This window comes from Legionella sp. PATHC032 (genome assembly GCF_026191185.1).
Lineage (GTDB): Bacteria > Pseudomonadota > Gammaproteobacteria > Legionellales > Legionellaceae > Legionella.
The window spans coordinates 537,809-563,558 of the sequence record NZ_JAPHOV010000001.1 but is presented as its reverse complement, the minus strand read 5'-3'; the positions used below and the strand labels follow the sequence as shown (position 1 = coordinate 563,558).

The window sequence follows — 25,750 nt, the reverse complement described above, 5'->3', positions numbered from 1 at the left end:
ACAGGCTTTAATTTGTGTTCAGAAAGCAAAAGAAAACAAATGCAAACATCAAATACAACATGGGTCAATATTGGTCATTTATGTTTTTTTTGGTTATACTCTGCCCGCTTGTTTAATTAACATAGAGAGAGACCATAATGACAGACCTTAGAAGAGAACTTGAATCACTCATACATGATGGATTATTGCCAGATAGAGAATATGTTTCAGCCAAGCGATTTATTAATCATTACGCCAATACCAATGAATTTTGGGCTGGTTTGGCATTAGTAGGAATTACCCCTATTATCAATGGGTTATATGCTTGCTACTATGCCTCAAGGGCAGTATGGGCCACCTTGCGGACTGTAGGTAATTTATTAATTTTAAAACCAGGCTTGGCATTGGACGCGATCAAAGATGTGGGTTGCCATTTAACTCTCTCTACCTGTTTACTGCTTATGGCTCCAATTCACGCTCTGACTCATGCCGTTGAAATTCTTACAAGAGTTATATCATCATGGTTTGTTGGTCAAGAACCTCGCCATGATTTATTAGAAACCGGGCTTATGGCAAAGTGGGCAAACAGAGTAAGTGGATATCAAATGGTTAATGAGTTGCCTTCATCCAATTACTTCAATAAAGCCAGGTTCTTTTCTTCTTATAACAATGCCTGGGATTGTTTAGAACAAATGGCATCCCCAATGACCTCCTTGGCTAAAGGCGGATTTCGTTCATTAGTCGAAGCATTGTATGGAGTTGAGTCTGCGCTAGAATGTATTGTCAATTTGGCTATCTGTAAGCCTTTACATGCAAAAGAGAATTTCCATAACTTACAAGTACATTTTGGTTTAGCAGCCTCTTTGGCGGTGATGACACCAATTAACGCTCTGGTTGAAGGAATTGCCTTTATGACACGTCTTGGTACTACCTGGGTTTCTGCATGCATCAAACCTGAAGTGACTGAGACTGAGCATGAGAATACAACCGCTTATCAATTTAACTAATTCTTACCTGCCTGCTACAGTCGCTTGCGACTGTGGCTCATTAAAAAATACCAAAGTCTTTTTGATGAAGGACTGATTTTCTTGTATAATTCCATAAAATTAGTACGTTCTTCGAATAACCTTTTGGATTAATCACGCCTGTTGTCTTTTTGATTAGGATTTGTAACTATTGAGAATTAAAACAAATAGTAAGACAAGAAGCTTCAGGAAAAACCCTATGTAAGACACACAGTCAACCATGGTTTGTTCTGTTTTTTGAGTCAAAATAGAGTCTGTTTGCAGGTAATAAACCGAGAAGGAGATTGAACGATGGACCTTGGCTTTCCAACTTTTATATATGGAACCGCCTGGAAAGAAAAGCGCACAAGTGAACTGGTTGAGCTTGCATTAACTACAGGATTTCGGGGTATAGATACTGCAAACCAAAGAAAACACTATTATGAAGAAGGTGTTGGATATGCCCTGCAACAATGCTATAAAAAATCAGGTATCTTGCGTGATGATATTTTTTTACAATCCAAGTTCACCTATGCTCATGGCCAGGATCATCGCAAACCTTACGATGATACAGCAAACCTGACTATTCAAGTACAACAATCTTTTACAAGCAGCCTTGAACATTTAAATACTGATTACTTAAACTCCTATATTTTGCATGGCCCTTATTATCAATATCATCTTTCTGATGAAGATAAAGAAGTCTGGAACAAAATGGAATCCCTGTATAAAGATGGGAAAGTAAAGCACCTCGGCATATCCAATGCGAGTTATGAACAATTAGTCGAACTCATTTCGTTTGCTTCGGTAAAACCCAAGTTTGTTCAAAATAGATGTTTTGCCCGGCTATTATGGGATAAACAAATTCGCAACCATTGCCAGGCTTATGGAATTATTTATCAGGGGTTTTCTCTGTTAACGGCCAATCAATATGAATTAAGACATCCGAAACTTGAGAATCTCAGCAAAAAATACAAGAAATCGATTGAGCAAATCATTTTTAGATTTTCACAGCAGGTAGGAATGTTGCCTTTAACTGGCACGACAAATGTGGATCATATGAAAGAAGATCTTGCAATCAATCAATTCATACTCACTGATGATGAAATCAACTTCATTGAAAACATTGCCTTTACCTCATAAAATTTCTTTTCAATTGGACTGGGAGATTCATGTTGTAATCCTCTATAAAAATTGCATTCCCTAGCCAAAAAAAATGAACTTCATGATGGATGCTCCCTGATGTTCGAGATGTGATCCAATCCTGTACTTCGGAAAATATTTCATCGCTCAATGATTCCTCTTCCATTTGCAAAAAAAACAAAATGAGCCATTTCAATTCAATGCTGTCTTTATCAGGCAACCGGATAGAAGTACTTAGAGATTCTTTCTGAAATAAAATTTTTTGGGTCCTTAAGGCCATCTCAACTTCTTTATCAGTATAAAATTTCTCTAAATGATTCCCAATATAATGCCTGAATTGCGATTGAATTTCATAAATTCCATGAAATCCTCTGATAACAATTAAAGAGGATTCTCCTGCTTCATGAATCTGCTTAATTATTTTTGGCAAATCAGGGGACCAATACAAACACTGCGATGCAAAAATCCAATCAAAATGGTCAGTGCACACATCAAAATAATCTTCTGCAGTTCCAGAAAAAATATTCGTTTGGACTTGAATTGGAAAATCTGCTTTTGCATATTCTTTAATTGCTTGCAAACTAGGATCCACTCCGGTAATAACTAACTTTTCCGGTAAACGCTTTGCATAAGCATTCACTATATTTTTCATCAATGCGCCATCATGGCAACCCAAATCCAATATGTTCGCAGTATGAGAGGGAGGATGAAATCGTTTATCCAACAGCTTTACCAAGATTGACTTCTCGCTTGCACTAGAAAAATAGGTTTTAAAAAACTGGGGCTTATCATACATAGACATGCATTGATTCCTCAATCGCTTATCAAATTTAATTTTTAATATAAGTACAACTTGTTAGGAGGGTACAACCAATTAGTTTCTGGATAATCGACTTCATACGTTTCAATAAACTGGAACGACAACGCTTTTCTTGAATTTTTAGACGTATTCATTGGGCTGCAGTGCACAAAATTACCGTGAAATAACAAAGCATCTCCGGCTTTCACTTCCAAGGCAGTATAAAATTCGCGCTCTGTCATAAAATCAGGAATATATAACTGATGAGTTTGCTCAAAGTGACGCGTTTTTGTCGCACGATCCACTTTTGATACCCATTTCAATGGCCAATGATTACTTCCTAAAATTCCATACATACAGGCATTCTCAATTAACGAGTCTTCCAGAGCGACCCACAAAACAACTACAGTTTGTGGCTTAGTATAGGCAAATGTTGACTCCTGATGAGGCCTTACCTCACTACCTATTCCATTAGGATATTTGGGAATATAGACACTGAGATGGCAGATTGGCTTCTTAAATCCAATCCCTTTTAGCAAATCCAGAAGTACAGGACTATCATAAACTGCTCGCTGCATCATCGGATACTTATTGATGAGATGCATACCATGGCCGATTCGATTGACTACCCGCATATTATCAACCATTTCATAAAATACATGTGCCTTGTTACTTGAAGCTTGAAAATAAGGTTCTGTGACATATTCTCTATCCACTGACTCAGGTTTCAAAGGATCTTTGGAATAAAAATGAATGATTTTATTATTCCAATACATCGCAATATCCTGCTCAGCATCCTTTTGCATTACCTCAAGTTCATTAAGCAAACTTATTCGGTCTGCCTGATTTAGATATCCATTAAATCCAATAATGCCATTTTGTTCATAGTATTGCAGAACCCGGTTCAGATTATCTCGGATTTCATTAGATGTAAAAATTGTTAATTTTTTTTCATTCAATAAATTTTCCACAACATCTCCAAATTAACGTCATGGCTAAATTTGATTGTAAAATGCTATGAAATAAATTATCGCCTGCTTGCAAGCTTAATATATATGGGCATTCTGGCTTGTCTGACATAGTTATGACCTCTTTAACAGAATAAAGAAGCCATCATCAAAAACCTAATCACGTGTTCAATCAGGATGACTAAAAGAATATTGAACACTAAGGGTTTTCTTGGAGAAGAATTTACAAGTATTTATTATGGCTGTCAACACAATACCAACATATCCACTTGCTGAACCAAAATGGTATAGTTAAATAGTAATAACCATTTTATTTAATCAATGTATTTTATTCCTACTATCATCCAGGGGTTGGTATATCAGGCTTTGGCTCATCACTCTCAGGGGATGATTTTTCTATTTTAGTATCTTTAGGCCCCAAATTATTACGTAGGGCATCCGCTTCTTCAACAGTATCAACTGGACTGCCTACCTGTGTATCCAGGTAAAGCTTTTTAATTCTATCTGCTGTTGACACTGGGGCTTGATTATTATCTACTTTATTATCCCCCTCTGATAGCCGTTTAATTTCATGCCATTTAGATTTTGGAGGTTGATCTGCCATAGCGTTTCTCAATTAAAGTAACCTAGTACAATTATAGATCACAATGTTTATATATCACAATATTACAAAATGAAGCGCGTAATTTCGCCATTTCTATCTTGGCTAGAAGTGGCCACTCTGTATTGTATGCAACAATATCGATATGATCTTTTTCAAGCACCTCATTATTATCCTTGATAAAATCTTCATAAGTCATGGCCCAATGCTCATGGCTTTGCCAAACATTATTCACTCTCAAATAACGTGGGGGAAATCCTTCATAGCGAAAACCATTTTTCTTCACAAGCCAGATTGAACGGGTATTTTCAGGTTGTATATTCGCTTCTAAGCGATGCAACCCAATTTCCTTAAAAACCTTGGTTAATATTAACTTCAAACCCGTACTCATGTATCCTTTGCCCGCATAAGCTGCAACAGCATAAAAGCCCAAATAGGCATTTTGAAAGTAACCACGTACTATTTCACTGATATTAAAGACACCAGCCAAGTTATTGGCAGAAAAAAGCAGATAACTTTTCTGGTTTGATTTTTGATAGCGAGAAAAATACTCATCAAACTCATCAGGTGTTACCGGAGCCTTAACCCAAGGATGATGTAATGCCTGACTGCTTTGCATAGCACAAAGAAATATCTCTCTATCTTCGGATGTTATCTCACGAATAATTACCTCGTTCATTGGATTATTAACTCCAAAATATTTTATGAACCTTAAACTAAAATGTAATACTTAAATTTGAGAATAATTGATATCAATGGTTTTTGACCAGATTGTTAAGGAAATACCAAAGTGTTTAATTTAGATTAGTTTAGAGCCACTGGATATTTTTCTTAAAAGTGCTTAAGAGGCGATTGATTTGACTCAATATAACCTATCTATCATTCTTTCCTCTTGAAGGCTAACGTTTAAGAAATAATATCCATGATTATGAGTAAACCTATTTCACAGTAATGATATCAATACCGCCTAAATAAGGCTTCAAAGCATCTGGTATATGAATGTTTCCATGCTCATCTTGATAATTCTCCATAATGGCAACTAAAGTTCTTCCAACAGCTAAACCTGATCCATTTAGAGTGTGAACCAATTGAATCTCATTGGTCTCAGGATTTCGGAAACGAGCTTTCATTCGGCGTGCCTGAAATGCCTCCATATTGGAACAAGAAGATATTTCTCGATAAGTATTCTGACTAGGCAACCAAACCTCAAGATCATATGTTTTGGCTGAGCCAGCACCGATATCCCCTGTACACAAAGCAACCACTCGGTAAGGCAAGTTTAAACGCTGTAAAATGACTTCAGCATGTTGAGTAAGTTGCTCCAAAGCATCATAAGAATCTTCCGGTTTGGTAATCCAGACCAACTCGACCTTCTCAAATTGATGCTGTCTAATCATCCCCTTTGTGTCTTTACCATAAGAACCGGCCTCACTACGAAAACACGGGGAATGGCAAACATACCGAATAGGTAATTGCTCAGCAGACAATATCATTTCCCGTACTGTATTCGTCACAGGAATTTCTGAAGTAGACGTCAAGTAGTACTCATTATCCCCTGTTAATTTAAATAAATCGGCCTCAAACTTTGGTAACTGTCCAGTCCCTAACAAGCTATCTGCATTAACAATATAAGGTACATATATTTCCTGGTAACCATGTTGCTGAATATGTATATCCAGCATGAATTGAATTAAAGCCCGGTGCAATCGTGCCAGTTGTCCTTTCATGACTACAAAACGACTGCCCGTAATTTTAGCTGCAAGAGCAAAATCCATTTGCCCTAGCGCCTCACCCAATTCATCATGTGACTTTACAGGGAAAGAAAAAGCAGGTACTTCCCCCCATTTTCTGATTTCCTGATTATCCACCTCATCTTTACCCACAGGTACTGATTTATGAGGAATATTAGGTAATGACAGAATAATCACCTCAATTTGCTTAAGAACCTCGTCCAGTTCGGTCTTTTGTTGCTCTAATTTGGCGCCAAGTTTATTCACTTCTTCGCGCATAGGCTCTATGTTTTCACCTCGAGATTTTGCTTCACCGATTGCTTTCGATCGCAAATTTCGTTCGTTCTGTAATGATTGCGTACTTACTTGCAGAGCCTTACGCTTTTCTTCCAACTGACTGAAAGTGACTGCATCAAATTGAAATCCTCGTTTCAGCAATTGAGTTGCTACATATTGAGGGTTTTCTCGAAGTAATTGATTATCTAACATAAGCCAACACTCTAAAAATTATTAATTGGGGTCCTGATGTCCTAATAATACATATTTAGCAACTAATGTTCCAATGAAGACCATGGACAATGAGCCAACATTATTAACCAGTATATTGGTAATTAATTTAAACCAATATCCTTGCTCAAACATAAATAAAGATTCTGCAGCAAAACTCGAAAAGGTAGTAAAAGCTCCTAAAAATCCCGTAAAAAGGAATAAACGAAACGACTCCTCAGCGCTAAAACGACCTACTAATACAATAAGAAAAAAGCCAGCTAGAAAAGAGCCTAGCGTGTTGACTAAAAGAGTACCATAAGGAAATTTTATCCCCCAGGCATTTTGAGCCATTATTGTAACTAAATAACGTGACATTGCACCTAAGGAACCTCCGATAGCTACAGCCAAATAGGGAGCAACAACCATTGCTTACCTCACAATGCCTCTGGTGGACTGATTCAAAGCATCAATCATAGGGATAATTTCAGGACACTCATTTTGAATCAGCTCTAATTCTGAAACTGCCTGTTGAACTGTTAATCCTTTTCGGAAGATAATTTTATATGCACGGCGCAAACAATCAATAGCTGCGGAAGAAAAACCCCGCCTTCTTAAACCAACCGTATTGATTCCACAAGCAGAGGTGGTATGACCTGCAATCATGACATAGGGTAATACATCTTTAGTAACATAAGTAGCTCGAGCTATAAAAGCGTAAGCTCCCACCTGACAAAATTGGTGAACTGCAGCATAAGGACCGATAATTGCGTAATCATTAATTGTTACATGACCTGATAAGGCTGCATAATTCACCATAATGATATGATTACCTACCATGCAATCATGGCCAATATGTGAATAAGCCATTAAGTAATTACTATTCCCAATACGAGTAACACCCCCTCCTTTGACAGTACCCCGGCTAATCATGCAATATTCTCTAATTACATTATTATCACCAATTTCAAGACGAGTTGGCTCACCCTTGTAAGTGATATCTTGCGGCTCATCTCCTACGGAGGCAAATTGAAAGATCTTATTGTTTTTACCAATTACAGTAGGTCCTTCAACTACCACATGCGGCCCTATCCAAGTATTTTCACCAATCTCAACATCAGCGCCTATCACTGTTCCAGGGCCTATTGACACTCCACTTGCCAGCTTCGCCGATGGGTGAATCATTGCTCTTTCATCTATCACTTTTTAATTTCCTTTGCTGCGCTTAATAAGTCTGCGGAACAAGCCAATTTGTCTCCAATATAAGCTTCTCCGTGCATACGCCAAAAATCTCTTTTTTGTCCAGCCAATCTCACCTCTAATCGCAATTGATCCCCAGGAGTTACTACTTGCTTGAAGCGAGCATTGTCAATACCGGCAAAATAATGCAGAAACTCGTGCCCTTCTTTGGGTTGACGAGACAAACTGGCTAAAATGGCACAAGCCTGGGCTAAAGCCTCAAGCATTAGCACTCCAGGCATAATAGGATTTCCTGGAAAATGCCCAGTAAAGAAGTTCTCATTAATAGTCACATTCTTAATTGCGATCAAATATTCCATGACTTTGTAATCTATCACTCTATCAACCAGAATAAATGGATAGCGGTGTGGTAACAAAGTAAAAATTTGATTTATATCTATCGATTCGTTCATACCCTAGTTCTCATTAATCGCCTATTGCATTACAAAATGGCTCATTATCTTGGTTTAGCTCATTCTAATCAATTAAAAATTTCAAAAATAATGTTACTTCAGATTGTTAAAACATACTTAGTTGTTATTATTCAATTTTTTTTCTATTGTTATCAGCTTTGTAATGTAGTCATCCAAATGCCTGAACCGCGCTGTATTACGACGCCACTTGCGATGATCGTGAACTGTCGTTCCCGAAGAATAAATTCCCGAACGCATGATAGATTTTGTCACAGTAGACATCCCGGTTATCACTACATCATTGGTCAGACGAATATTTGCTGCAAGGCAACTTGCTCCTCCTATGATGCAATCCATTCCTATTTGCACAAGAGCGCCAATTGCGGCACAACCTGCGATAGCAGTATTATTCCCTACATACACATCATGAGCGATGAGCACTAAACTGTCTATACAAACTCCATCGCCCAGATAAGTATCGCCAATGGAGCCTCTGTGAATTACTGTATTTGCACCGATTTGAGTTCTTTGACCAATTACAACTCCACCCAAAATTGGCCCTTGTTGCCAAACACCATGTTCCTTGTAGCAATTAAATGGGGCAGCACCAACAATACACCCAGAACCAATCATCACAGATTGGCCTAAAACTGTACCAGAATGAATTATTGCTCCAGCACCCAGCTGACTCCCTCTACCAATCAGCACAGAAGACTCAATGGCCGTATTCGGACCAATGGTCACGTTATCATCTATTTGTACATTTTCACCAATCACGCTGTTAGCGCCAACTGATACGTGTTGACCTAATTGAGCAGATTTGTGAATTTGAGCTGTAGGATGAATTCCACAAACATTGACGCCAGGTTGAGGCAAGAGCTTTGCTGCTTTAAACATTGCTTCTGACGGATTGGAGACTACAACACAGTTTACAGGACACCAGTCTTTGTACTCGGATTTTAATAAAACGGCACCTGCTCTGGTAGAGTTTAAGACAGGTCGCAATAAAGGATTAACAAAATACGCAAGATCTTTAGATGAAGCGCGAGCCAATGAGGATACGCTAAAAATGGCGTGATTGGCATTGCCATGCCAAACGCCATTTAAATGTTTTGCCAGTTCCTCTAAGGTTAGCAACGCATCCGCCGAATTAATTAATTGCTTTAATAACTTTATCTGTTACATCAAGAGATTCGCTACTGAAAGGCGCTGCATCTTTCTGAACAATAATATCGTACTTCTCATCTTTGGCAATTTTGGTAATGGCAGTACGGACCTTATTATACAAACCTTCCATAGCTTCATTATGAGCTGTACTTAATTCTTGCTGATATTGTTGTCCATCACGTTCAAACTGTTGTTGTGATGCAACAATTTTCTTTTCCAATTCTTTCTTTTGGCTCGCGCTCATTATAGCACTATCACGCTTGAATTTTTCCATGTCGCTTTTCAAGCTTGCTTCCATTGCAACAAGCTTGTCTCGACGAGGCTTAAATTCTTTTTCCAACTTCTGTTGGATTTCTTTCATTTGATTTGAAGTTTGCATGATTTTTTGTAAATCAACCACGCCTATCTTTGCCCAATCAGCAAACACAGTCGTGCCGAACAAACCCAAAAATAATGCGACTAGCACCGCACCCAGACGTTTCATAATGATCTCCTAATTTAAAGTTTGAAATGCTAGCACAATTCGAAAAAGGTTGCGATATGTACAGCACTAGTTTTTAAAATACTAAAAAATCTGCTTATTCCAATCCATAACATCTCTAAAAGCCCGAAGAAAGAGCAAATTGGAAGAGTTGTGTCTGATCCAATGGCTGTGGATTCAATGCCTTGGCCAAGCTAAAGGATAATGGACCAAAAGGTGAACGCCATTCTAATGACACACCAGCTGAATAACGCATCGGACCTGCAGGAGTTCCGCGTAAAGCAGGGGGTGTCCCAGAAGCAAAAACATTACCTGCATCAGCAAAAATAGTTGTTCTTACATTATCTCGACTCAATGGGTATGGTAGTATCAGGCCAACACTTCCATTCACAAGGAAATTCGCACCCATTGCATTTCCAAAATTATCTTGCGGACCTAGAGAATAACTGTCATATCCTCTTACTTGGCCTGGTTGAACTGGACCACCGGCATAGTAGTTTTCAAAAAAAGGTAATCCGAAATTATCAAAAGTATTTCCGTACCCCACATTACCCAAGACAGAAAAAATCCAGCCGCGGGTTAGAGGATAATATAAATGCGCCTGATAAGAGCTCTTGTAGTAGGAGAGAGATTGTGATGTCGCTGGCAAAGCAACCATGGCAATGGCTTGTTGATTAAATCCCTGGTTAGGGTAGGGCATTTGATCATAGCTGTTTCTACTCCAACCGGATGTCAGCCGTATTTCCTGGAAATGATTACCGTTTAAAGCAACAAAATTGATTATGGGGAGTACGTAACCTACTGATTTGATATTGATATCTTGATAACCATACCCCAATTGAAAACTGCTTTTTTCACCTAACGGGAAGTTATAACTGATATCGCCACCATAGCGATTAGAACTGTATGTACTGACATTCAAATTTTTAGGATCGATCCTTGAATAATATAAGCTTCCTCCCCGACCTACCCCGGTATCGGTATAGAATGGATTATAATAGTTAAAAGAATAATCTTGTCCCCATTGACTTGCATTGAAAGCAGCCCCCATGGAACGCCCACTTCCCATAAAATTACGTTGGTTAACGGATGCATTAAATTGATAACCGTTTGTACCATATCCCATGGATGCGCTTGCTTCTGCTGAAGGAGCTTCTTCCACATTAACATCCAGATCGACCTGATTGTTAGTTCCCGGAACAGGTGTCGTTTTAACATCAATGTTTTTTAGATAACCCAGCATTCGTAACTGGCGCTCAGATTCCTTGATGTTATGTAAAGACAGTAACCCTCCCTCATCCTGACGAATCACATTACGCAGAACATAATCTCCTGTTTTCGTATTACCATGAAAATTAATACGTCTCACATAAACATGACGGCCTGGCTGCACTACAAAAGTAATAAATACTGTTTTATTATTTTCATCTATTCGAGGTTCAGCATTAATCGCAGGAAAACCGTATCCTACATCTCCTAAAGCTAGCCCTATTGCAGAGATGGATTCAGTAACTTTCTTACGAGAAAAAATATCTCCTTTCTTAACTTGTATCAGTGAATCAATTTTTTCTTTAGGTAATATCGTTTTTCCAACCACATCATAACCTGAAAAATGATACTGGGGTCCTTCTTCTATATGAATGTTGATATAGACATCTTTTTTATCAGGCGATAGCAAAACCTGCGAAGATACAACATTAAACTTCAAATATCCTCTATCTAAATAAAATGAACGTAATGCCTCTAAAGAGGCATCCATTCCTGCTTTGGAGTATTGATCTTTTTTAGTAAAATAAGTAAACAGATTGCTTGTGCTTAACGTCAATTCAGGCAATAGCTCATTTGCTTTGAAATCATGGTTACCAATTATTTTTATTTCTTTAATCCGTGAAACTCGACCTTCTGATACAGTAATACTAATGGCTACTCTATTTTCAGTCAGAGGAGTTACTTTAGTTTCAATGCGAGAATTATATTTTCCTCTGGCTGTGTAGGCTTGTTTCAGCTCCTTCTCCAAACGCTCCAGTGAAGATCTTTGAAACACTCTGCCTTTGACCAACCCCATTTCTTTAAGAAAAGCTTTCATTTTATCAGAGGGTATTTCCTTATTTCCTACAACTGTAATAGAGCCAATGGTTGCTCGTTCTACCACATTGACCACTAACACATTTCCTTGACGTTCAAGCGAAACAGACTGGAAAAATCCGGTCTCATAGAGGGCGCGGATAATTTGAGCTGTTGAATTGGAACTGATTTCCTCACCAACTTGCACAGGCATATAGTTTAATACCGTACCTGTCGAAACCCTTTGTAATCCGTTAACTCTAATCCCTTTGACAATAAAGGTATCAGAGGAAAAGGATTGGGATGACCAAGCTAAAAGAGTAGAACAACAAACACCTAATATAAATTTATTACTGACTTTTTTCATTATTATTTTACGTCCAGTACTACGCGCACTTATGAAATTAAAAACCATTCAATTGTACAAAAAATTGAAACCCTTTTATAGGAACTAGAAACTACTGTCAAGTTTCTTTATCGCTAAAACATCATTTCATTCATTAATCATACAGAAATTAGAATTACCCTCGTCAAATCCTAACTGGTTAATCTTGATATATCATTACTAAGAGCAACAAACATTAAGGCAACCAGCAATAATAATCCAAAATAGATTCCGACAGATTTAACTCCATCCGATAATGGCTTTCTTCTTATGATTTCCAAGACATAATACAAAAGATGACCGCCATCCAGCATAGGGATTGGTAATAAATTAAGAGCTCCCAGGCTAATGCTTACTAAGGCCAAGAAAAATAAATAGGATACCAATCCTCCGCGTCCGGAATCACCAGCTCCCTGTGCTATGCCGACAGGGCCACTAATACTATTTAATCCCAATTTTCCGGTCACTAATCTTCCCATTAAGACAAAGGTTGTGCCTGTGAGTTGTATTGTTTGCTTAAAAGCCGTGCCAAGTGCTGAAATTGGCGGCTGTTGTTCCAGTCGTAGCCAATGGGCAGGCCAATCTACTTTCTGAGATCTAACTCCAATTAACCCTTCTAATTTTCCATTATTGTCCTGACTTCCAGTGTGCACTATTATCTTCAGCAATTTACCTTGTCTTTTAATATCCAAATCGATTTGAGAATTGGGTCTTTCCCTTACATAGCTGACCAAATACAACCAATCGTTGAAATGCTGGCCATTAACACTAATGATTTCATCCCCTATTTTTAGGCCTGCTTTTTCAGCAGGGGAATCTGGAACCACTTCTCCGACTATGGGGGGAATAGTGGGTATAAATGGAACAATCCCCAAGCTTTTAATAGGATCAGGCTTTTTATCATCCAACTCCCACTTATCCAAAGGTAACAACAACGTGCTTTCTTCGCCATTTATCATAGATTTTACGGTCAAGCTCACTGTTTCCTGGGAACCGATAAGAGGCATTATTTCATATTGAAAATCTCGCCAACTATTAATTTTGACTCCATTAAGATCAATAATTTCCTGCTTGGGGCCTAGACCAGCTCGTGCGGCGATACTATTGGGTTTTACTGACTCAATCATCGGTGCCAAAGAGTGCATACCGATAACCAAAACTAACCACAATGCTACAAATGCAAAAATAAAATTGAATAAAGGACCTGCTACTACAATAGCTATCCTGACAAGAACAGATTGATTATTGAATGCAAAAGGCTTTTCTTTCTCAGAAACTTCTCCTTCCGTTTCATCAAGCATTTTGACATAGCCACCCAAAGGAAACAAAGACCAAGCATATTCTGTTCCTTTCTTATCATAAAAACGTGCAAGAATTTTTCCGAAACCAAATGAAAATCTTAACACTTTCACACCACACCAACGCGCCACTTGAAAATGACCATATTCATGTATGGTGACTAACAATACCAATGCTAATAAAAAGTACAGCAACGTTGAAAGCATATCGCTATCCAAAGGTTGATACGACCAGAAAATTAAATTCCCAGTGGTATGTAGGTTAATCCAAAGTAAAACCATGGTAACGCAGCAATTAGACTGTCCAGTCGATCTAATATGCCCCCATGACCTGGAATAATATTTCCAGTATCTTTTAATTGACAACGTCGTTTTAATATACTGATGAACAAATCACCAAAAATTGAAATAATTACAGTAGACAATGCTAAACCAAACCATATAGAAATTGAGTAAGGCATAAAATAATAATAGCCAAAAGTCGCGACTATCATGGCCAAAATAAGGCCACCTGTAACACCTTCCCAAGATTTACCCGGACTAACTTTAGGGATTAATTTATGTTTTCCCCATTGTTTTCCAGTGAGATAAGCACCAATATCAGAAGCCCAAATTAAAAAAAGTAAATAGACAAGTAATTCCTTTCCTTGTTGTAAAGAAAAAACTTGAATAAGGCTCTGAGTAAATAAAGGTAATAATATCAAAGAAGCTATTGCAACAATGATTGGATAACCCCAATAATTTTGTGAGCGCGGATAGGTAAGAATTGCTAACCCATTTAATAACCATACCAATAAGCCCACACTTAACCAATAGGGATATAAATAGCCACCTGCCCAAAAGCACATCAATAAAAATATCAAAAAACAAGCTTGTACAGCTAAATTGTCAACAGGAATCAATTTAAAACATTCTATTCCTGCAAGCAGGAGTATAACAAGTACAACACCCCATAAAATCCAGGAAGGAGCATAAAAAATAGCAAGCAAAACCAAGGGCGCTAATATTAATGTGGTGATCAATCGTTGCATAAACATGGTCTTACCTTTATTCAGATTGTGAAATTTGCCCAAACCTTCTTGCCCTCTTGGCAAAAGAAGTTAATGCCAATTCAAACTCATGCTCATTAAAATCAGGCCAATGAACATCAGTAAAATACAGTTCAGTATAAGCTAACTGCCAAAGAAAAAAATTACTTATTCTCAATTCACCGCTAGTTCGAATAAACAAATCGGGTTCTGGCATACCATTTGTATCTAGAAATTGAGCGAATACCGCCTCATTGATTTCATCACATGCCAACTTCCCATCCAAAACAGTGCGTACTAATTTTCTAGCCGCCGTCACTATATCCCATTTCCCACCATAATTCACAACAACATTTAGAATTAATTGTTGATTATTCTTGGTACGAGCTTCTGCATCACACATTTGTTTTTGTAATACTTGAGACAAAGGTTCTCTATCACCAGTAAACTTTAACCGTATTCCATGCTGGTTTAAATCGTCTATCTCTTTGCGCAAGGCCTCCAAAAACAACTCCATAAGAAAATTGACTTCTGTCACTGGTCTTGACCAATTTTCAGAGCTGAATGCAAACAGACTCAAGCAGGAAATGTTTTTTTCCAAACAACAATTGATAATCTTTTTAACTGACTCAAGGCCCGCTTTGTGTCCCTCTACGCGGGGCAAACCGCGGCTTTCAGCCCAACGCCCGTTTCCATCCATGACAACGGCAATATGTTGAGGTAACTTATGATTCAAAACAACTTATCCGACTAATCAAAATGATGCATAGTCTAACCTCTTTAAGACAAAAATTTAAGTACTCATTAAGAAATCAATTGACCTTGTTTATGAAACACCTCATTATTAAACCTGAATAAAAATTCGTAACGAGTTGTCACTTTTCATCATGAATATCCAGAAAGGAGATAATTCCAATGACCTATAGCACCCTACATCGTTTTTGGCTATGGTTATTTGTACAGACTCCATTCATCTCTTTGCATTATCTCGAGACGAATCCATGCATCAATATTTCAACCCAAATGTTATACAATACGCTATTTGTCACTAAAACCAATAATCAATCCCTGTTGATGAGGACATAATGAAAAAATCTATCAATCGATTCGTCAAGCCCCGATTATTCGCGATGAGCATGAGCTTGTTGGCTTTTTCCTCTATAACTTACGGTGAATCGAATGGTAGTTTTGCTTTGTCCGAGCACTGGTCCATGGGGCAACAAATCAAATTACGATTTGACATGGATGAGGTTCCCCAATCTGGTGTTGTATTACATTTAAAAAATGGATTGGCATTAACAGCTGGCGATATCATGAGCCTTGGTGATCTATATGGAATTGTAGGAAAACCAATTAGTCATGGCTTGACAAAACTGGAAAAACAAACTCGTTTTAAAGAGGTTTTCAACAGTTTTGCCAGGAATGTTATTGCAGTTAGTGAGGTAGAAGATCTTAATTCCGTTATCAGAGCAGAAATGCGTGAAGTCGAATCAGGAATTGCAAAAGGAGAAACTGCTGAAGACATTTATAAACGAATTGGGAATGAAGTTGGTCGTCAAATCAACTGCATCACCGGGGGTGGTTGTAATAGTCTGACCTGGTGGTTAAATCCTGGCAGATATCTAAAATTAGCCATGGAAAACTATGATCACTTTACACCCAATAATCTAATAGCCTATAAAAGTGGGCACCATGTCGCACTGCAACAGGCATTAAAAGCAAAACGAACAGGAAAACGCTCTGATTTGGAAATCGCCTATGCAATGGATGCTTTTGCCTGCCACTATTTATCTGATCACTTTGCTGCCGGCCATTTGCGAACTCCCAGAGAAGAATTATCAGCCATTATCACACCAACAGTCCTTGGTGCGTTGTTAGCCAATTATATGCATAATGAAGAAAACAAGTATGGAATTCATGTGACTAATAATATGGGAGAGCAATGGTTAGTTTATGGCGATTACTCCTACTTTAATCCCTTTAATCAAACCAACCAGCAAATGCTCTTAAAAACCTTGCAAACTTCCGCTGATGAAATATTTGAAACCTATTACTCAGGAGTTCTACCAGAAAAAAATCAAATAGAAGACATGATTCCACACATCACAAAATTAAATGATGAAAATAACATGGATATTGCTCCTATGTTCTATTGGGATGAAGAAAACAAACAGTTGTTAAGAAGAACCAATTTGGCAAATCCTTATGACAGGCATTGGACAAATAGTTGGTGGGGCTGGAGTACTTTATTATTGTTAAAAACACAATATGGCATAACCTCAACTGTGCAATTGAGTTTAAGCAAATATTTGTCTCAGTATGTACCAGAAGAATTGCAAGATAATCCTTTGGTATAGGAGCAAAACCATAACAAGCAACTATACTCTTATTATCGCATAATACGGGGTACAAAATTAAAAAGGAGTTTATTATGAGTAGGGATACCAATAACCTGATTCTGAAAGCAATTATTTTATTTATCAGTTTAACTGCTCTTGTTAACCATGCCATGGCGATGAATCCATTAGGGATAGGACCAAATCCCAAAAATCTACCCAAAGACAATGATGTAAGAGCTACTTTTAATCACTGTAAATCCTGTGATAAATCAACTACCCCTCCTTTAATTATTACAACTCCGGTACCCATCATTTATTATCCTGGGTGTCGGCCAATCCAGTCATGCGATGCTTATGGTCACTGCGAACAAAAAGAAGATTGTTACTAAATTTAATAACAATGAACTCTTACAGAAACTATATACCTCTTACTGCCGCGAAGGTATAATTATCATTTTAGCCCTTTAATTGTACAATTTAGGATTTAGGTCATGTCTCATAATGCTCCCCTGGTACTCATGATTCTTGATGGCTGGGGCTATAACGAAAATCATAGACATAATGCTATTGCAAAAGCCAATACCCCCCAATGGGATGAATGGTGGCAAACCTGCCCTCATATTCTTTTAAAAGCCTCCGGCGTGCCTGTTGGTTTACCTGATGAGCAAATGGGTAATTCTGAAGTTGGGCACATGCATATTGGTGCTGGTCGAGTAATACAACAAGACTTTACTCGCATTAATGAAGCAATAAATAACGGCGAATTTGCTAAAAATGCCGTTTTTCATGAAGTAATTGACCAATTAAAGAAAACAGAAAAATCTCTTCACATCATGGGGTTGCTCTCTCCGGGCGGAGTGCACAGTCACGAACAACATTTGTTTGCTTTACTAGCCCTTTGTAATCAAAAAAAATTCAGATCCGTCCATCTGCATTTGTTTCTTGATGGCCGAGATACTCCACCACAAAGCGCTCTTGATAGCTTGAAATGCCTGAATAAAGAACTGGCTAAACACCCTGTTGCAACCATTAATTCAATTTGTGGCCGATATTATGCAATGGATAGAGACAAACGTTGGGAGAGAGTAGAGCCTGTTTATAATTTATTAACACAAGGCAAAAGCGAACACCAGTTTCCTGATGCAGAAACCGCAATACATTTCTATTACAAAAATAAAATTTCTGATGAGTTTGTTCCACCTACTCTTATAGGAAAAGAGCATACTATACAAGATGGTGATGCTGTCCTGTTTTTCAATTTTCGTGCTGACAGAGCAAGGCAGTTAACTTCTACATTTCTTGATCCTTTGTTTAAAGGGTTTGAAAGAAAAGTACTGCCAAAGTTACCCTATTTTGTCTCCATGACCCAATATGATAAAAATTTATTGACCACGATTGCATTCCCACCTGTTCCTTTAAATAATACCTTGGGCGAAGTATTGTCTTCTCATGGTCTCAGTCAATTACGCATTGCTGAAACTGAAAAATATGCTCACGTTACTTTTTTCTTTAATGGCGGATGTGAAAGTATTTTTACGAATGAAGAACGCATTATGGTCCCCTCTCCTCAAGTGGCAACTTATGATCTGCAACCAGAAATGAGCGCACATGAATTAACTAAAACTCTAATAACCGCCATTAATAGCCGAGATTATAATGTCATTATTTGTAATTATGCCAATGCTGACATGGTGGGACACACGGGAAATTTCGAGGCTACTGTTCAAGCTATAGAATGCCTTGATGAGTGCATGCATCAGGTTTGGCAAGCCCTGAAAAACAATGGGGGTAAATTATTGATCACAGCTGATCATGGAAATGCCGAAGAAATGTTTAATGAAGCCACAAATCAAGCTCATACAGCACACACCAGTGATCCGGTTCCTTTTCTTTATGTAGGTGGAGGCTGGCACTTCACTCATTCTGAAGGAAGTTTGATTGATATAGCGCCTTCTTTACTTGCATTATTAGGGATAACCCCACCTTCGGAAATGACTGGTCGTATCCTTCTGGAAAAAAAACATGCGCATGCCTAGCCTACCTAACTATTTATCTAGTACCCCTCTTGGTTTGGCACTTGTGCTCATTCTATTTTTTTGTAATGGCCTTGAGGCAAAAACTGCTCCAAATTCTATCACTCAAACACAAGCCAAACTAAAACAGTTAGATGCCAAGATTAACAAACTAAAGCAAGTTTTAGCCAATGCACAGGATAAACGGACTGTACTAAACCAGGAACTGGGCAGCACAGAAAAACAAATTGGAGAAGGAATACGCAAGCTAAGAATCATACAAGCTAATATGTCCGCAAAAGAAAAAAGCATTGCCGAACTGCAAGGAAAAATAAATCACTTAAATGAACGATTACTGACTCAACAGGAAATGCTGGCAAATCATGTCAGGGCACGTTATCAGATGGGGGAATATCAACCTTTGAAATGGCTTATTAATCAAGATGAGCCTTTTAAGATCAACCGAATTTTAACTTATTATCAGTATATAATAAGATCTCGTCAGCAGTTGATTGATGAAATTGCTCGAACCCGACAAACTCTTAACGACAATAAAACCAAGCTAGGGAATGAACTTGCAGAAAACAAGCAGCTGCAATTTAAGTTATCACAAAATCAACAACAATTAGAGCAAAATAAAAGATACCATAGTACACTGATTCAATCCATTGATAATGATATTCAAAATAATCAACAATCATTAAAAGATTTTCAAAAAGATAGAGACAACTTATCTCATCTCTTGAAGTCATTATCTCAACAAAGTGTCATTCAAAACGGCAAACCGTTCACTGGTATGCGCAAAAAATTGCCGTTACCTGTCCAAACCACAGGTAGATCGTTACGTAGGATGAATCAAGGAGTGACATTTTTTGCCGATGAAGGCTCCATCGTTACTGCTGTTTACCCAGGGAAAGTCGTGTTCAGTGATTGGTTAAAAGGTTATGGTTTGCTTCTGATTATTGACCATGGTCAAGGGTTTATGACTTTATACGCACACAATCAATCTCTCTTCAAACGCAAAGGACAAATCGTCCAACAAAATGAGCAAATCGCAAGCGTAGGCCATACCGGTGGAATTAAGCAAAACGGTCTATACTTTGAGATAAGACAAAGAGGAAAGGCGGTCAATCCGTTAGACTGGTTGTCTTAAAGCTTAGCCGCTGGCATTTAAATTGCATAATAAAAATACGCAGGTGGCTAATTTCATGGCCTTGCATCTGAGGAGATCGCTATGGTTATTAAGAAACTATTTTCCAGTACTTTGGCATTGGTTTATGCCCTAACTCTGATGCTGCCTTTGACCGCGTTTTCGGCTGAAGAAACCAATACAAATTATACTAATACAAAACGAATTCCGTTGGAAGATGTACAACGATTTTCTAATGCCATTGGTGAAATAAAGAAATACTATGTCAAGCCAGTTGATGATAAAGAATTATTTGATAACGCAATTCGCGGGATGCTAACCGGGCTTGATCCGCATTCCAGTTATCTCAATGAAGAAGAATTCAAGGAGTTGCAAACATCAACCAGTGGTGAATTTGGTGGTTTGGGTATTGAAGTGACCATGGAAGAAGGTGTTGTAAAGGTAATCACCCCCCTTGTAGACACTCCAGCATTTAAAGCGGGGATCAAATCGGGCGATTATATTATCAAACTGGGTAAAGAGTCAGTTCAAGGCCTTTCTCTTAAAGACGCTGTTAATTTAATGCGCGGTAAACCTGGTACTACTATAGAATTAACTATCTTGAGAAAAGGTGTAAACAAACCTTTAACTTTTGACTTAATTCGCGAAGTTATTCAAATAAAAAGTGTAAAAAGCAAAATGCTAAGTGAAGGTTATGGTTACATTCGATTGACTCAATTCCAGGCTTTAACTGGTAAAGACATGATTAAAGCAATCGAACAATTAAAACAACAAGCAGGCGGCAAATTAAAAGGATTAGTATTGGATTTAAGAAATAACCCCGGAGGGTTACTTGATTCAGCTATCCAGGTATCCGATGCTTTTCTTGGCAATGACAAGACAGGTAAACAAGAAATGATAGTCTATACAGAAGGCAGATTACCTGGCTCTAAATTTACAGCCCTAGCTAATCCAGGAGATGTGTTGGACAATGCCCCTATCGTTGTCTTAATCAATAATGGTTCCGCCTCTGCTTCAGAAATTGTCGCCGGGGCATTAAAAGATAATAAAAGGGCTATAATCCTTGGTACAAAGAGTTTTGGAAAAGGATCCGTTCAAACCGTGTTACCGCTTGATGGCAAAACCGGAATAAAACTAACCACAGCACTCTATTACACACCATCAGGAGTCTCCATTCAAGCCAAAGGAATAATTCCTGACATCATTGTAGAAGAAGTAGACGTTCCTAAAAATGCCGTCAAAAAAGACACTCTGGCTGGTTTTACTGAAGCGGACCTGAATGGGCACTTGATTAACAAAGACAATTCAGAAAACACTGAGTCTAAAAATAACCAAATTCAAACAGGAGATTTAATACACGAGGATTATCAATTATATGCGGCGCTCACCGTATTGGAAGGAATGGCGTTAGCTAACAGGTAATGACCAATTAGTCAATCCCGCCTGAAGTCATCGGTTCATTGTGAATCGATGATTTCAGGTTTTATTTTCTACCTAAACAGTATGAATCTCGCCATTTTTCACAGTTTTCACTTCAGATTTAGTAAATAAAGAACCCTTATCATCCAAAACCATAGTTCCCATTACCCCTCTTCCATTAGCAATATCATGGAGTTGATGAACGACTTCCTGGCTTGTAGGAAAACCTTGTGTTCTTATCGCCATCACTATGCTTTTATTCAAAAGCTGAAATAAATCAAACGCATAACCTGCCTCAGTTACTGGATAATTTAAATAATTTTGTTTAAATTCATTAATAAAATCAGGCTGCATCTCATGAGAATCAACATACCATTGACCTTCAAATACCTTTACCACTTCTGGAGTAGCACGCTCAACTATACTGGTAATGGGCACATGCTGTTTATCTGCCTCCATTTGTTCTTGTATTAATTTAATATCCTCAGGTGATGCCATTACCAAATACATATCTGCATTTTTCCTTTTAATTCTGTTAGTTAATCTTGAAAAATCCTTATTTCCAGGTTCAAATAACTCAGAGGCAGCCACATCAATGTGGGAATCAGCCTGTAATTCTTTTATAACACTATGTGTCAAAACGGTTGAGGAAGGTTGATTTGCCGTAATAATTCCCAGGTGATGAACCTGCTGACGTTTTAATTCGTTAACCAAAACCCTGGCCTGTTCATAAACTGGATTCCAGACAATAAAATTATTCCTGCCGTCTGCAATTTTAGGATCGTTAGTCAGACTGAAATGAATCAAATTATTTTTCTTGGCTATAGGATTTGCTATTAACCCTGCCTCTTTGCCACCTGTCACCAATACATTAATATGATGGGTATTAATAAATTTTTGCAGCACAAGAGCAGCATTCTTATTTTTAGAAGGTTGATCCAGAGTATAAAAGGAATAATGAATGTTGGAGGGCTGTAACTGTTCACTACCCATTTCCATTGCAGCCAGAATATTTCTTCCAATAAAAGCAGAATGACTGGAAAACGGGGCATAGATGCCTATGTGAACATCCAGTTTATTCTTATTTTTTGAATCAGTTTGAAATTCATAGGCATAGGAAAGATTTATAAAAATAAGTGCGATTACTAATACAAAAGACAAAGGCGCTGATCTTGTAAAAAAATTGGGCATTTTTTCTTCCATGTATTAAACCTTAAAAACATTCTGCAATGAATAATAAAAAAATACAATCATTATCATTTCCAAGAAAATCATAATAGATTGCATGATAAAACAGATATTCTGTTGGGAATCGTGCAAGATTATGAGATAATACTTGCCCAATTAATGATCACTGTGAAGTTATGAACATTACCAGGTTACTCGCATTTTTTACCAGTTTCTTTTTTTTGGGCCCAACATACGCCAGTGTTGACTTCTATTTTAGTAATATAAAAAAGGATTCCAGTGCCCTTTATGCTTTTTTTAAAACAATGCCCAAAGGTGGCGAATTACATTATCATTTAGCTGGAGGAGCCTATCCTGAGACCATGCTGGCGCTTGCCGCAAATGGCAACTACTGCCTGGATAAACACACCTTTGCCGTAAGTAAAGATTCTTCTCATTGTGAGGGAGTTAATGTTAAAGAAGTCTTTAACAACCCTGAACTCTATTCCAACATAATTAAAGACTGGTCTATGAAAGATTTTATACCTGGCAAAGAATCTGGCCACGATCATTTTTTCAATGGATTTATCAAATACATGCCCATAGTTTTTGATTATCAACCGCAATTGCTTGCTGATATTGTTCAACGTGCGGCGCAGCAAAAAGCACAATACTTGGAAATTATGACAATCCCGGACAATGCCCAGTCATTAACTTATGGAGATTTAATCAAGGATATTCCATCGTATGACCAAAAAAGACGCTTGTTATTAGCGAATAAAGACTTCCAAAGCAATATACAAAATACTGTTCTGGAAAGTGACCGAATTCTAACCAAAGCATCTCAAGAGTTAGGCTGCAACGAGAACCCTGCTTCCGATTCCTGCCATGTAAAAATTAAATTCCTCTATTATGTGCTCAGAGAGCAGCCTGTTGATAACGTCTTTGCCCAAGCATTGAACGCTTTTGAGGCTGTATCGAAATCCAAGGGGAATTTAATCGGAGTAAACCTCGTGCAACCGGAAGATGGAATTATTTCTTTGCGTGATTACCAAAAGCACATGTCCATCTTTGAATATCTGCATCGAGCATACCCGAATGTTCCTATCAGCTTACATGCTGGAGAATTATCTCCTCAGGCAGTAACACCAGAAAATCTAAGTCATCATATTCGCGATGCTCTGCTGATTGGACACGCCCAAAGAATTGGCCACGGCGTGGATATTGGCTATGAAAACAATGCAGAAGATACCTTAAAATACATGGCTAACCATCACATACCTGTTGAAATAAACCTGATTAGTAATTTAAAAATTCTGAATATATCTGGCTCCAATCATCCTCTTAATTATTATCTTTCCCATAATGTACCCGTCGTTTTATCGACTGATGACGAAGGAGTGCTAAGAACGGACTTAACCCAACAATATGTAGAGGCGGCTAAAGCGCATGGCCTTAGTTATCAACAATTAAAACAAATTAATAGAAACACATTAACTTATTCCTTCTTACCAGGGAAAAGCCTATGGGCTAATGCGGATAAAGCTGAATTAGTTCCTGAGTGCCGTGACCTTGGGAGCAAAAGTTGTCAAAAATTTATTGCGCACAACGAAAAAGCAAAATTGCAATGGAATCTGGAACAACAATTAATCGCCTTTGAGAAGAATTACTAAATTAATTTGCAAAAAATGAGTCCATATTAGGAGAAATGCAAAATAGAATTTCATTATGCACTAATATGGGCCTCATAATCCAAGGTTCTATTGATCCAAAAATAACATCAACGCCTTTTGTACATGCATCCTATTCTCACTCTGAGTAAAAATGATAGATGACGCGCTGTCAGGTAAAGTAGCAGAAACTTCTTTTCCCCTTTCCATAGGCATGCAATGCATAAACACTGAATCGGGTTTTGCATGGGACATTAATGTTTCATTAACCTGAAACCCTTTAAAAATCTTCCCCGCTTCAGGATTATCAAATCCCATACTTGTCCACACATCAGTATAAACTGCATCCGCTTGCTTCACAGCCTCCTCTGGTTTATTAAAACAATAAGTCATTTGATTCCCTATCCTGCTTTGAGCTTGCTTGACAACAGCCTCATCAGGTTGATTTGCTTTAGGGCAACAATAATGCACAGTGACACCTAACTGCGGTGCCAAAAGCATCAAACTATGCAAAATATTATTGCCATCCCCTATGTAAGCGAGGGTTAATCCTTCCAAGGCACCAAATTGTTCTTCAAGACTTAATAAGTCAGCAAGAATTTGACAAGGATGATGTAATGCGGAGAGGCCATTAATGATAGGGATTTTTGAGTATTCAGCCATTTCTTGTAAAATCTTATCCTCATGTGTTCTAACCATTACAAAATCAGCGTAGCCATTTAAAACTCTAGCCATATCAGCTGGTGTCTCCTGCTTTCTTGAGTTACTGATGCTTTCAACAACAATCCCCCCCATACTTTGAATTGCTAAAGCAAAACTCAAACGGGTTCTAAAGGAAGGTTTTTCAAAAATCATCACCAAACTTTTATTGGCAAGTGCCTGGTTATATAATTTTGGCGTTTGTTTTATTGCTCTGGCCTGGCTTAAAATCAATTGAATTTCTTCCCTTGACAACTCTGTGCCCGTAAGAAAATGCCTTGGCTTATATTCAGCGGCAGGAAATGGAGAATCTGTATCCTTATGAGAAATAAAATCAACGGCCTCACTACCTGTCTCCAGACTAAAAATAGCTTGTTGCAAATTAATGACAAAAGTATTAGTCTTCACTTCATTAATTGTAGATGGGTTATTGTTAGATTGAATTTTATCAAGACTATCATCTTGAGTTTCAATAGAGGTTGTATCAGTCGAGGTGGAAAAAGACATTC

General features: G+C 37.9%; 24 protein-coding genes. 8 read left to right on the top strand and 16 right to left on the bottom strand.

Annotated elements, in window-relative coordinates:
* Positions 1–137 precede the first annotated feature (137 nt).
* Together OQJ02_RS02615 and OQJ02_RS02610 are read left to right on the top strand one after the other, a co-directional pair.
* Entirely contained in the window at positions 138–986 is an 849-nt protein-coding gene (locus tag OQJ02_RS02615) for a lpg0518 family Dot/Icm T4SS effector (protein ID WP_265717747.1), read from the top strand.
* A 309-nt stretch (positions 987–1,295) separates the two neighbouring features.
* Complete coding sequence (locus tag OQJ02_RS02610) at positions 1,296–2,126, top strand: aldo/keto reductase family protein (RefSeq protein ID WP_265717746.1); 831 nt, start codon at positions 1,296–1,298, stop codon at positions 2,124–2,126.
* Here OQJ02_RS02610 and OQJ02_RS02605 read toward each other — a convergent pair.
* From OQJ02_RS02605 to OQJ02_RS02540, 14 genes are all read right to left on the bottom strand, one after another.
* Entirely contained in the window at positions 2,116–2,928 is an 813-nt protein-coding gene (locus OQJ02_RS02605) for a class I SAM-dependent methyltransferase (RefSeq protein ID WP_265717745.1), read from the bottom strand. The genes OQJ02_RS02610 and OQJ02_RS02605 overlap by 11 nt on opposite strands.
* A gap of 35 nt (positions 2,929–2,963) precedes the next feature.
* Positions 2,964–3,896 (bottom strand): phytanoyl-CoA dioxygenase family protein, encoded by a 933-nt coding sequence (locus tag OQJ02_RS02600; RefSeq protein ID WP_265717744.1) that lies wholly within the window; start codon positions 3,894–3,896, stop codon positions 2,964–2,966.
* Positions 3,897–4,233: 337 nt separating this feature from the next.
* The gene (locus tag OQJ02_RS02595; protein ID WP_265717743.1) at positions 4,234–4,497 is read right to left on the bottom strand and encodes a hypothetical protein; all 264 of its coding nucleotides are present in this window, start codon (positions 4,495–4,497) and stop codon (positions 4,234–4,236) included.
* A 31-nt stretch (positions 4,498–4,528) separates the two neighbouring features.
* Complete coding sequence (locus OQJ02_RS02590) at positions 4,529–5,173, bottom strand: GNAT family N-acetyltransferase (RefSeq protein ID WP_265717742.1); 645 nt, start codon at positions 5,171–5,173, stop codon at positions 4,529–4,531.
* Between the two features lie 259 nt (positions 5,174–5,432).
* Positions 5,433–6,713 (bottom strand): serine--tRNA ligase, encoded by a 1,281-nt coding sequence (gene serS, locus OQJ02_RS02585; protein WP_265717741.1) that lies wholly within the window; start codon positions 6,711–6,713, stop codon positions 5,433–5,435.
* A 21-nt stretch (positions 6,714–6,734) separates the two neighbouring features.
* Complete coding sequence (gene crcB / locus OQJ02_RS02580) at positions 6,735–7,139, bottom strand: fluoride efflux transporter CrcB (RefSeq protein ID WP_265717740.1); 405 nt, start codon at positions 7,137–7,139, stop codon at positions 6,735–6,737.
* 3 nt (positions 7,140–7,142) lie between these two features.
* A complete protein-coding gene (gene lpxA, locus OQJ02_RS02575) occupies positions 7,143–7,913 on the bottom strand; it encodes an acyl-ACP--UDP-N-acetylglucosamine O-acyltransferase (RefSeq protein ID WP_265717739.1) in 771 nt (256 codons plus the stop codon).
* Entirely contained in the window at positions 7,910–8,362 is a 453-nt protein-coding gene (fabZ, locus tag OQJ02_RS02570) for a 3-hydroxyacyl-ACP dehydratase FabZ (protein ID WP_010946258.1), read from the bottom strand. Before fabZ ends, lpxA begins: the two co-directional genes overlap by 4 nt.
* 117 nt (positions 8,363–8,479) lie before the next feature.
* Positions 8,480–9,499: a UDP-3-O-(3-hydroxymyristoyl)glucosamine N-acyltransferase gene (lpxD, locus tag OQJ02_RS02565; RefSeq protein ID WP_265717738.1), complete on the bottom strand. Its 1,020-nt coding sequence runs from the start codon at positions 9,497–9,499 to the stop codon at positions 8,480–8,482.
* A 13-nt stretch (positions 9,500–9,512) separates the two neighbouring features.
* Entirely contained in the window at positions 9,513–10,013 is a 501-nt protein-coding gene (locus OQJ02_RS02560; protein WP_010946255.1) for an OmpH family outer membrane protein, read from the bottom strand.
* A gap of 115 nt (positions 10,014–10,128) precedes the next feature.
* On the bottom strand, positions 10,129–12,441 hold the full coding sequence (gene bamA, locus OQJ02_RS02555; RefSeq protein ID WP_265717737.1) for an outer membrane protein assembly factor BamA: 2,313 nt from the start codon (positions 12,439–12,441) through the stop codon (positions 10,129–10,131).
* 170 nt (positions 12,442–12,611) lie between these two features.
* Positions 12,612–13,964, bottom strand: a complete 1,353-nt coding sequence (gene rseP / locus OQJ02_RS02550) for an RIP metalloprotease RseP (protein ID WP_265717736.1) — start codon at positions 13,962–13,964, stop codon at positions 12,612–12,614.
* 32 nt (positions 13,965–13,996) lie between these two features.
* Positions 13,997–14,794 carry a phosphatidate cytidylyltransferase gene (locus OQJ02_RS02545; RefSeq protein WP_265717735.1) on the bottom strand — a complete coding sequence of 266 codons (798 nt, stop codon included), beginning with the start codon at positions 14,792–14,794 and terminating at the stop codon, positions 13,997–13,999.
* A 10-nt stretch (positions 14,795–14,804) separates the two neighbouring features.
* Entirely contained in the window at positions 14,805–15,521 is a 717-nt protein-coding gene (locus tag OQJ02_RS02540) for an isoprenyl transferase (RefSeq protein ID WP_265717734.1), read from the bottom strand.
* A 349-nt stretch (positions 15,522–15,870) separates the two neighbouring features.
* Between OQJ02_RS02540 and OQJ02_RS02535 the strand changes: the two genes are divergently transcribed.
* The 5 genes from OQJ02_RS02535 (at position 15,871) to OQJ02_RS02515 (ending at position 21,708) form a co-directional block, all read left to right on the top strand.
* Positions 15,871–17,142, top strand: coding sequence for a phospholipase (locus OQJ02_RS02535; protein ID WP_265717733.1), 1,272 nt, complete (start codon positions 15,871–15,873; stop codon positions 17,140–17,142).
* 74 nt (positions 17,143–17,216) lie between these two features.
* Entirely contained in the window at positions 17,217–17,513 is a 297-nt protein-coding gene (locus OQJ02_RS02530; RefSeq protein ID WP_265717732.1) for a hypothetical protein, read from the top strand.
* A gap of 102 nt (positions 17,514–17,615) precedes the next feature.
* On the top strand, positions 17,616–19,160 hold the full coding sequence (gpmI, locus tag OQJ02_RS02525) for a 2,3-bisphosphoglycerate-independent phosphoglycerate mutase (RefSeq protein WP_265717731.1): 1,545 nt from the start codon (positions 17,616–17,618) through the stop codon (positions 19,158–19,160).
* Entirely contained in the window at positions 19,147–20,289 is a 1,143-nt protein-coding gene (locus tag OQJ02_RS02520) for a murein hydrolase activator EnvC family protein (RefSeq protein ID WP_265717730.1), read from the top strand. The genes gpmI and OQJ02_RS02520 overlap by 14 nt, the downstream gene beginning before the upstream one ends.
* An 81-nt stretch (positions 20,290–20,370) precedes the next feature.
* Positions 20,371–21,708 carry a S41 family peptidase gene (locus OQJ02_RS02515; RefSeq protein ID WP_265717729.1) on the top strand — a complete coding sequence of 446 codons (1,338 nt, stop codon included), beginning with the start codon at positions 20,371–20,373 and terminating at the stop codon, positions 21,706–21,708.
* Positions 21,709–21,780: 72 nt separating this feature from the next.
* Here the strand turns inward: OQJ02_RS02515 and OQJ02_RS02510 are convergent, their stop codons facing one another.
* Positions 21,781–22,908 carry an ABC transporter substrate-binding protein gene (locus tag OQJ02_RS02510; protein WP_265717728.1) on the bottom strand — a complete coding sequence of 376 codons (1,128 nt, stop codon included), beginning with the start codon at positions 22,906–22,908 and terminating at the stop codon, positions 21,781–21,783.
* 161 nt (positions 22,909–23,069) lie between these two features.
* Here OQJ02_RS02510 and OQJ02_RS02505 point away from each other — a divergent pair, with 161 nt between their 5' ends.
* Positions 23,070–24,545, top strand: coding sequence for an adenosine deaminase family protein (locus tag OQJ02_RS02505; protein ID WP_265717727.1), 1,476 nt, complete (start codon positions 23,070–23,072; stop codon positions 24,543–24,545).
* Between the two features lie 87 nt (positions 24,546–24,632).
* Here OQJ02_RS02505 and argF read toward each other — a convergent pair whose 3' ends face one another.
* Positions 24,633–25,748, bottom strand: a complete 1,116-nt coding sequence (gene argF, locus OQJ02_RS02500; RefSeq protein ID WP_265717726.1) for an ornithine carbamoyltransferase — start codon at positions 25,746–25,748, stop codon at positions 24,633–24,635.
* Between the last annotated feature and the right edge of the window lie 2 nt (positions 25,749–25,750).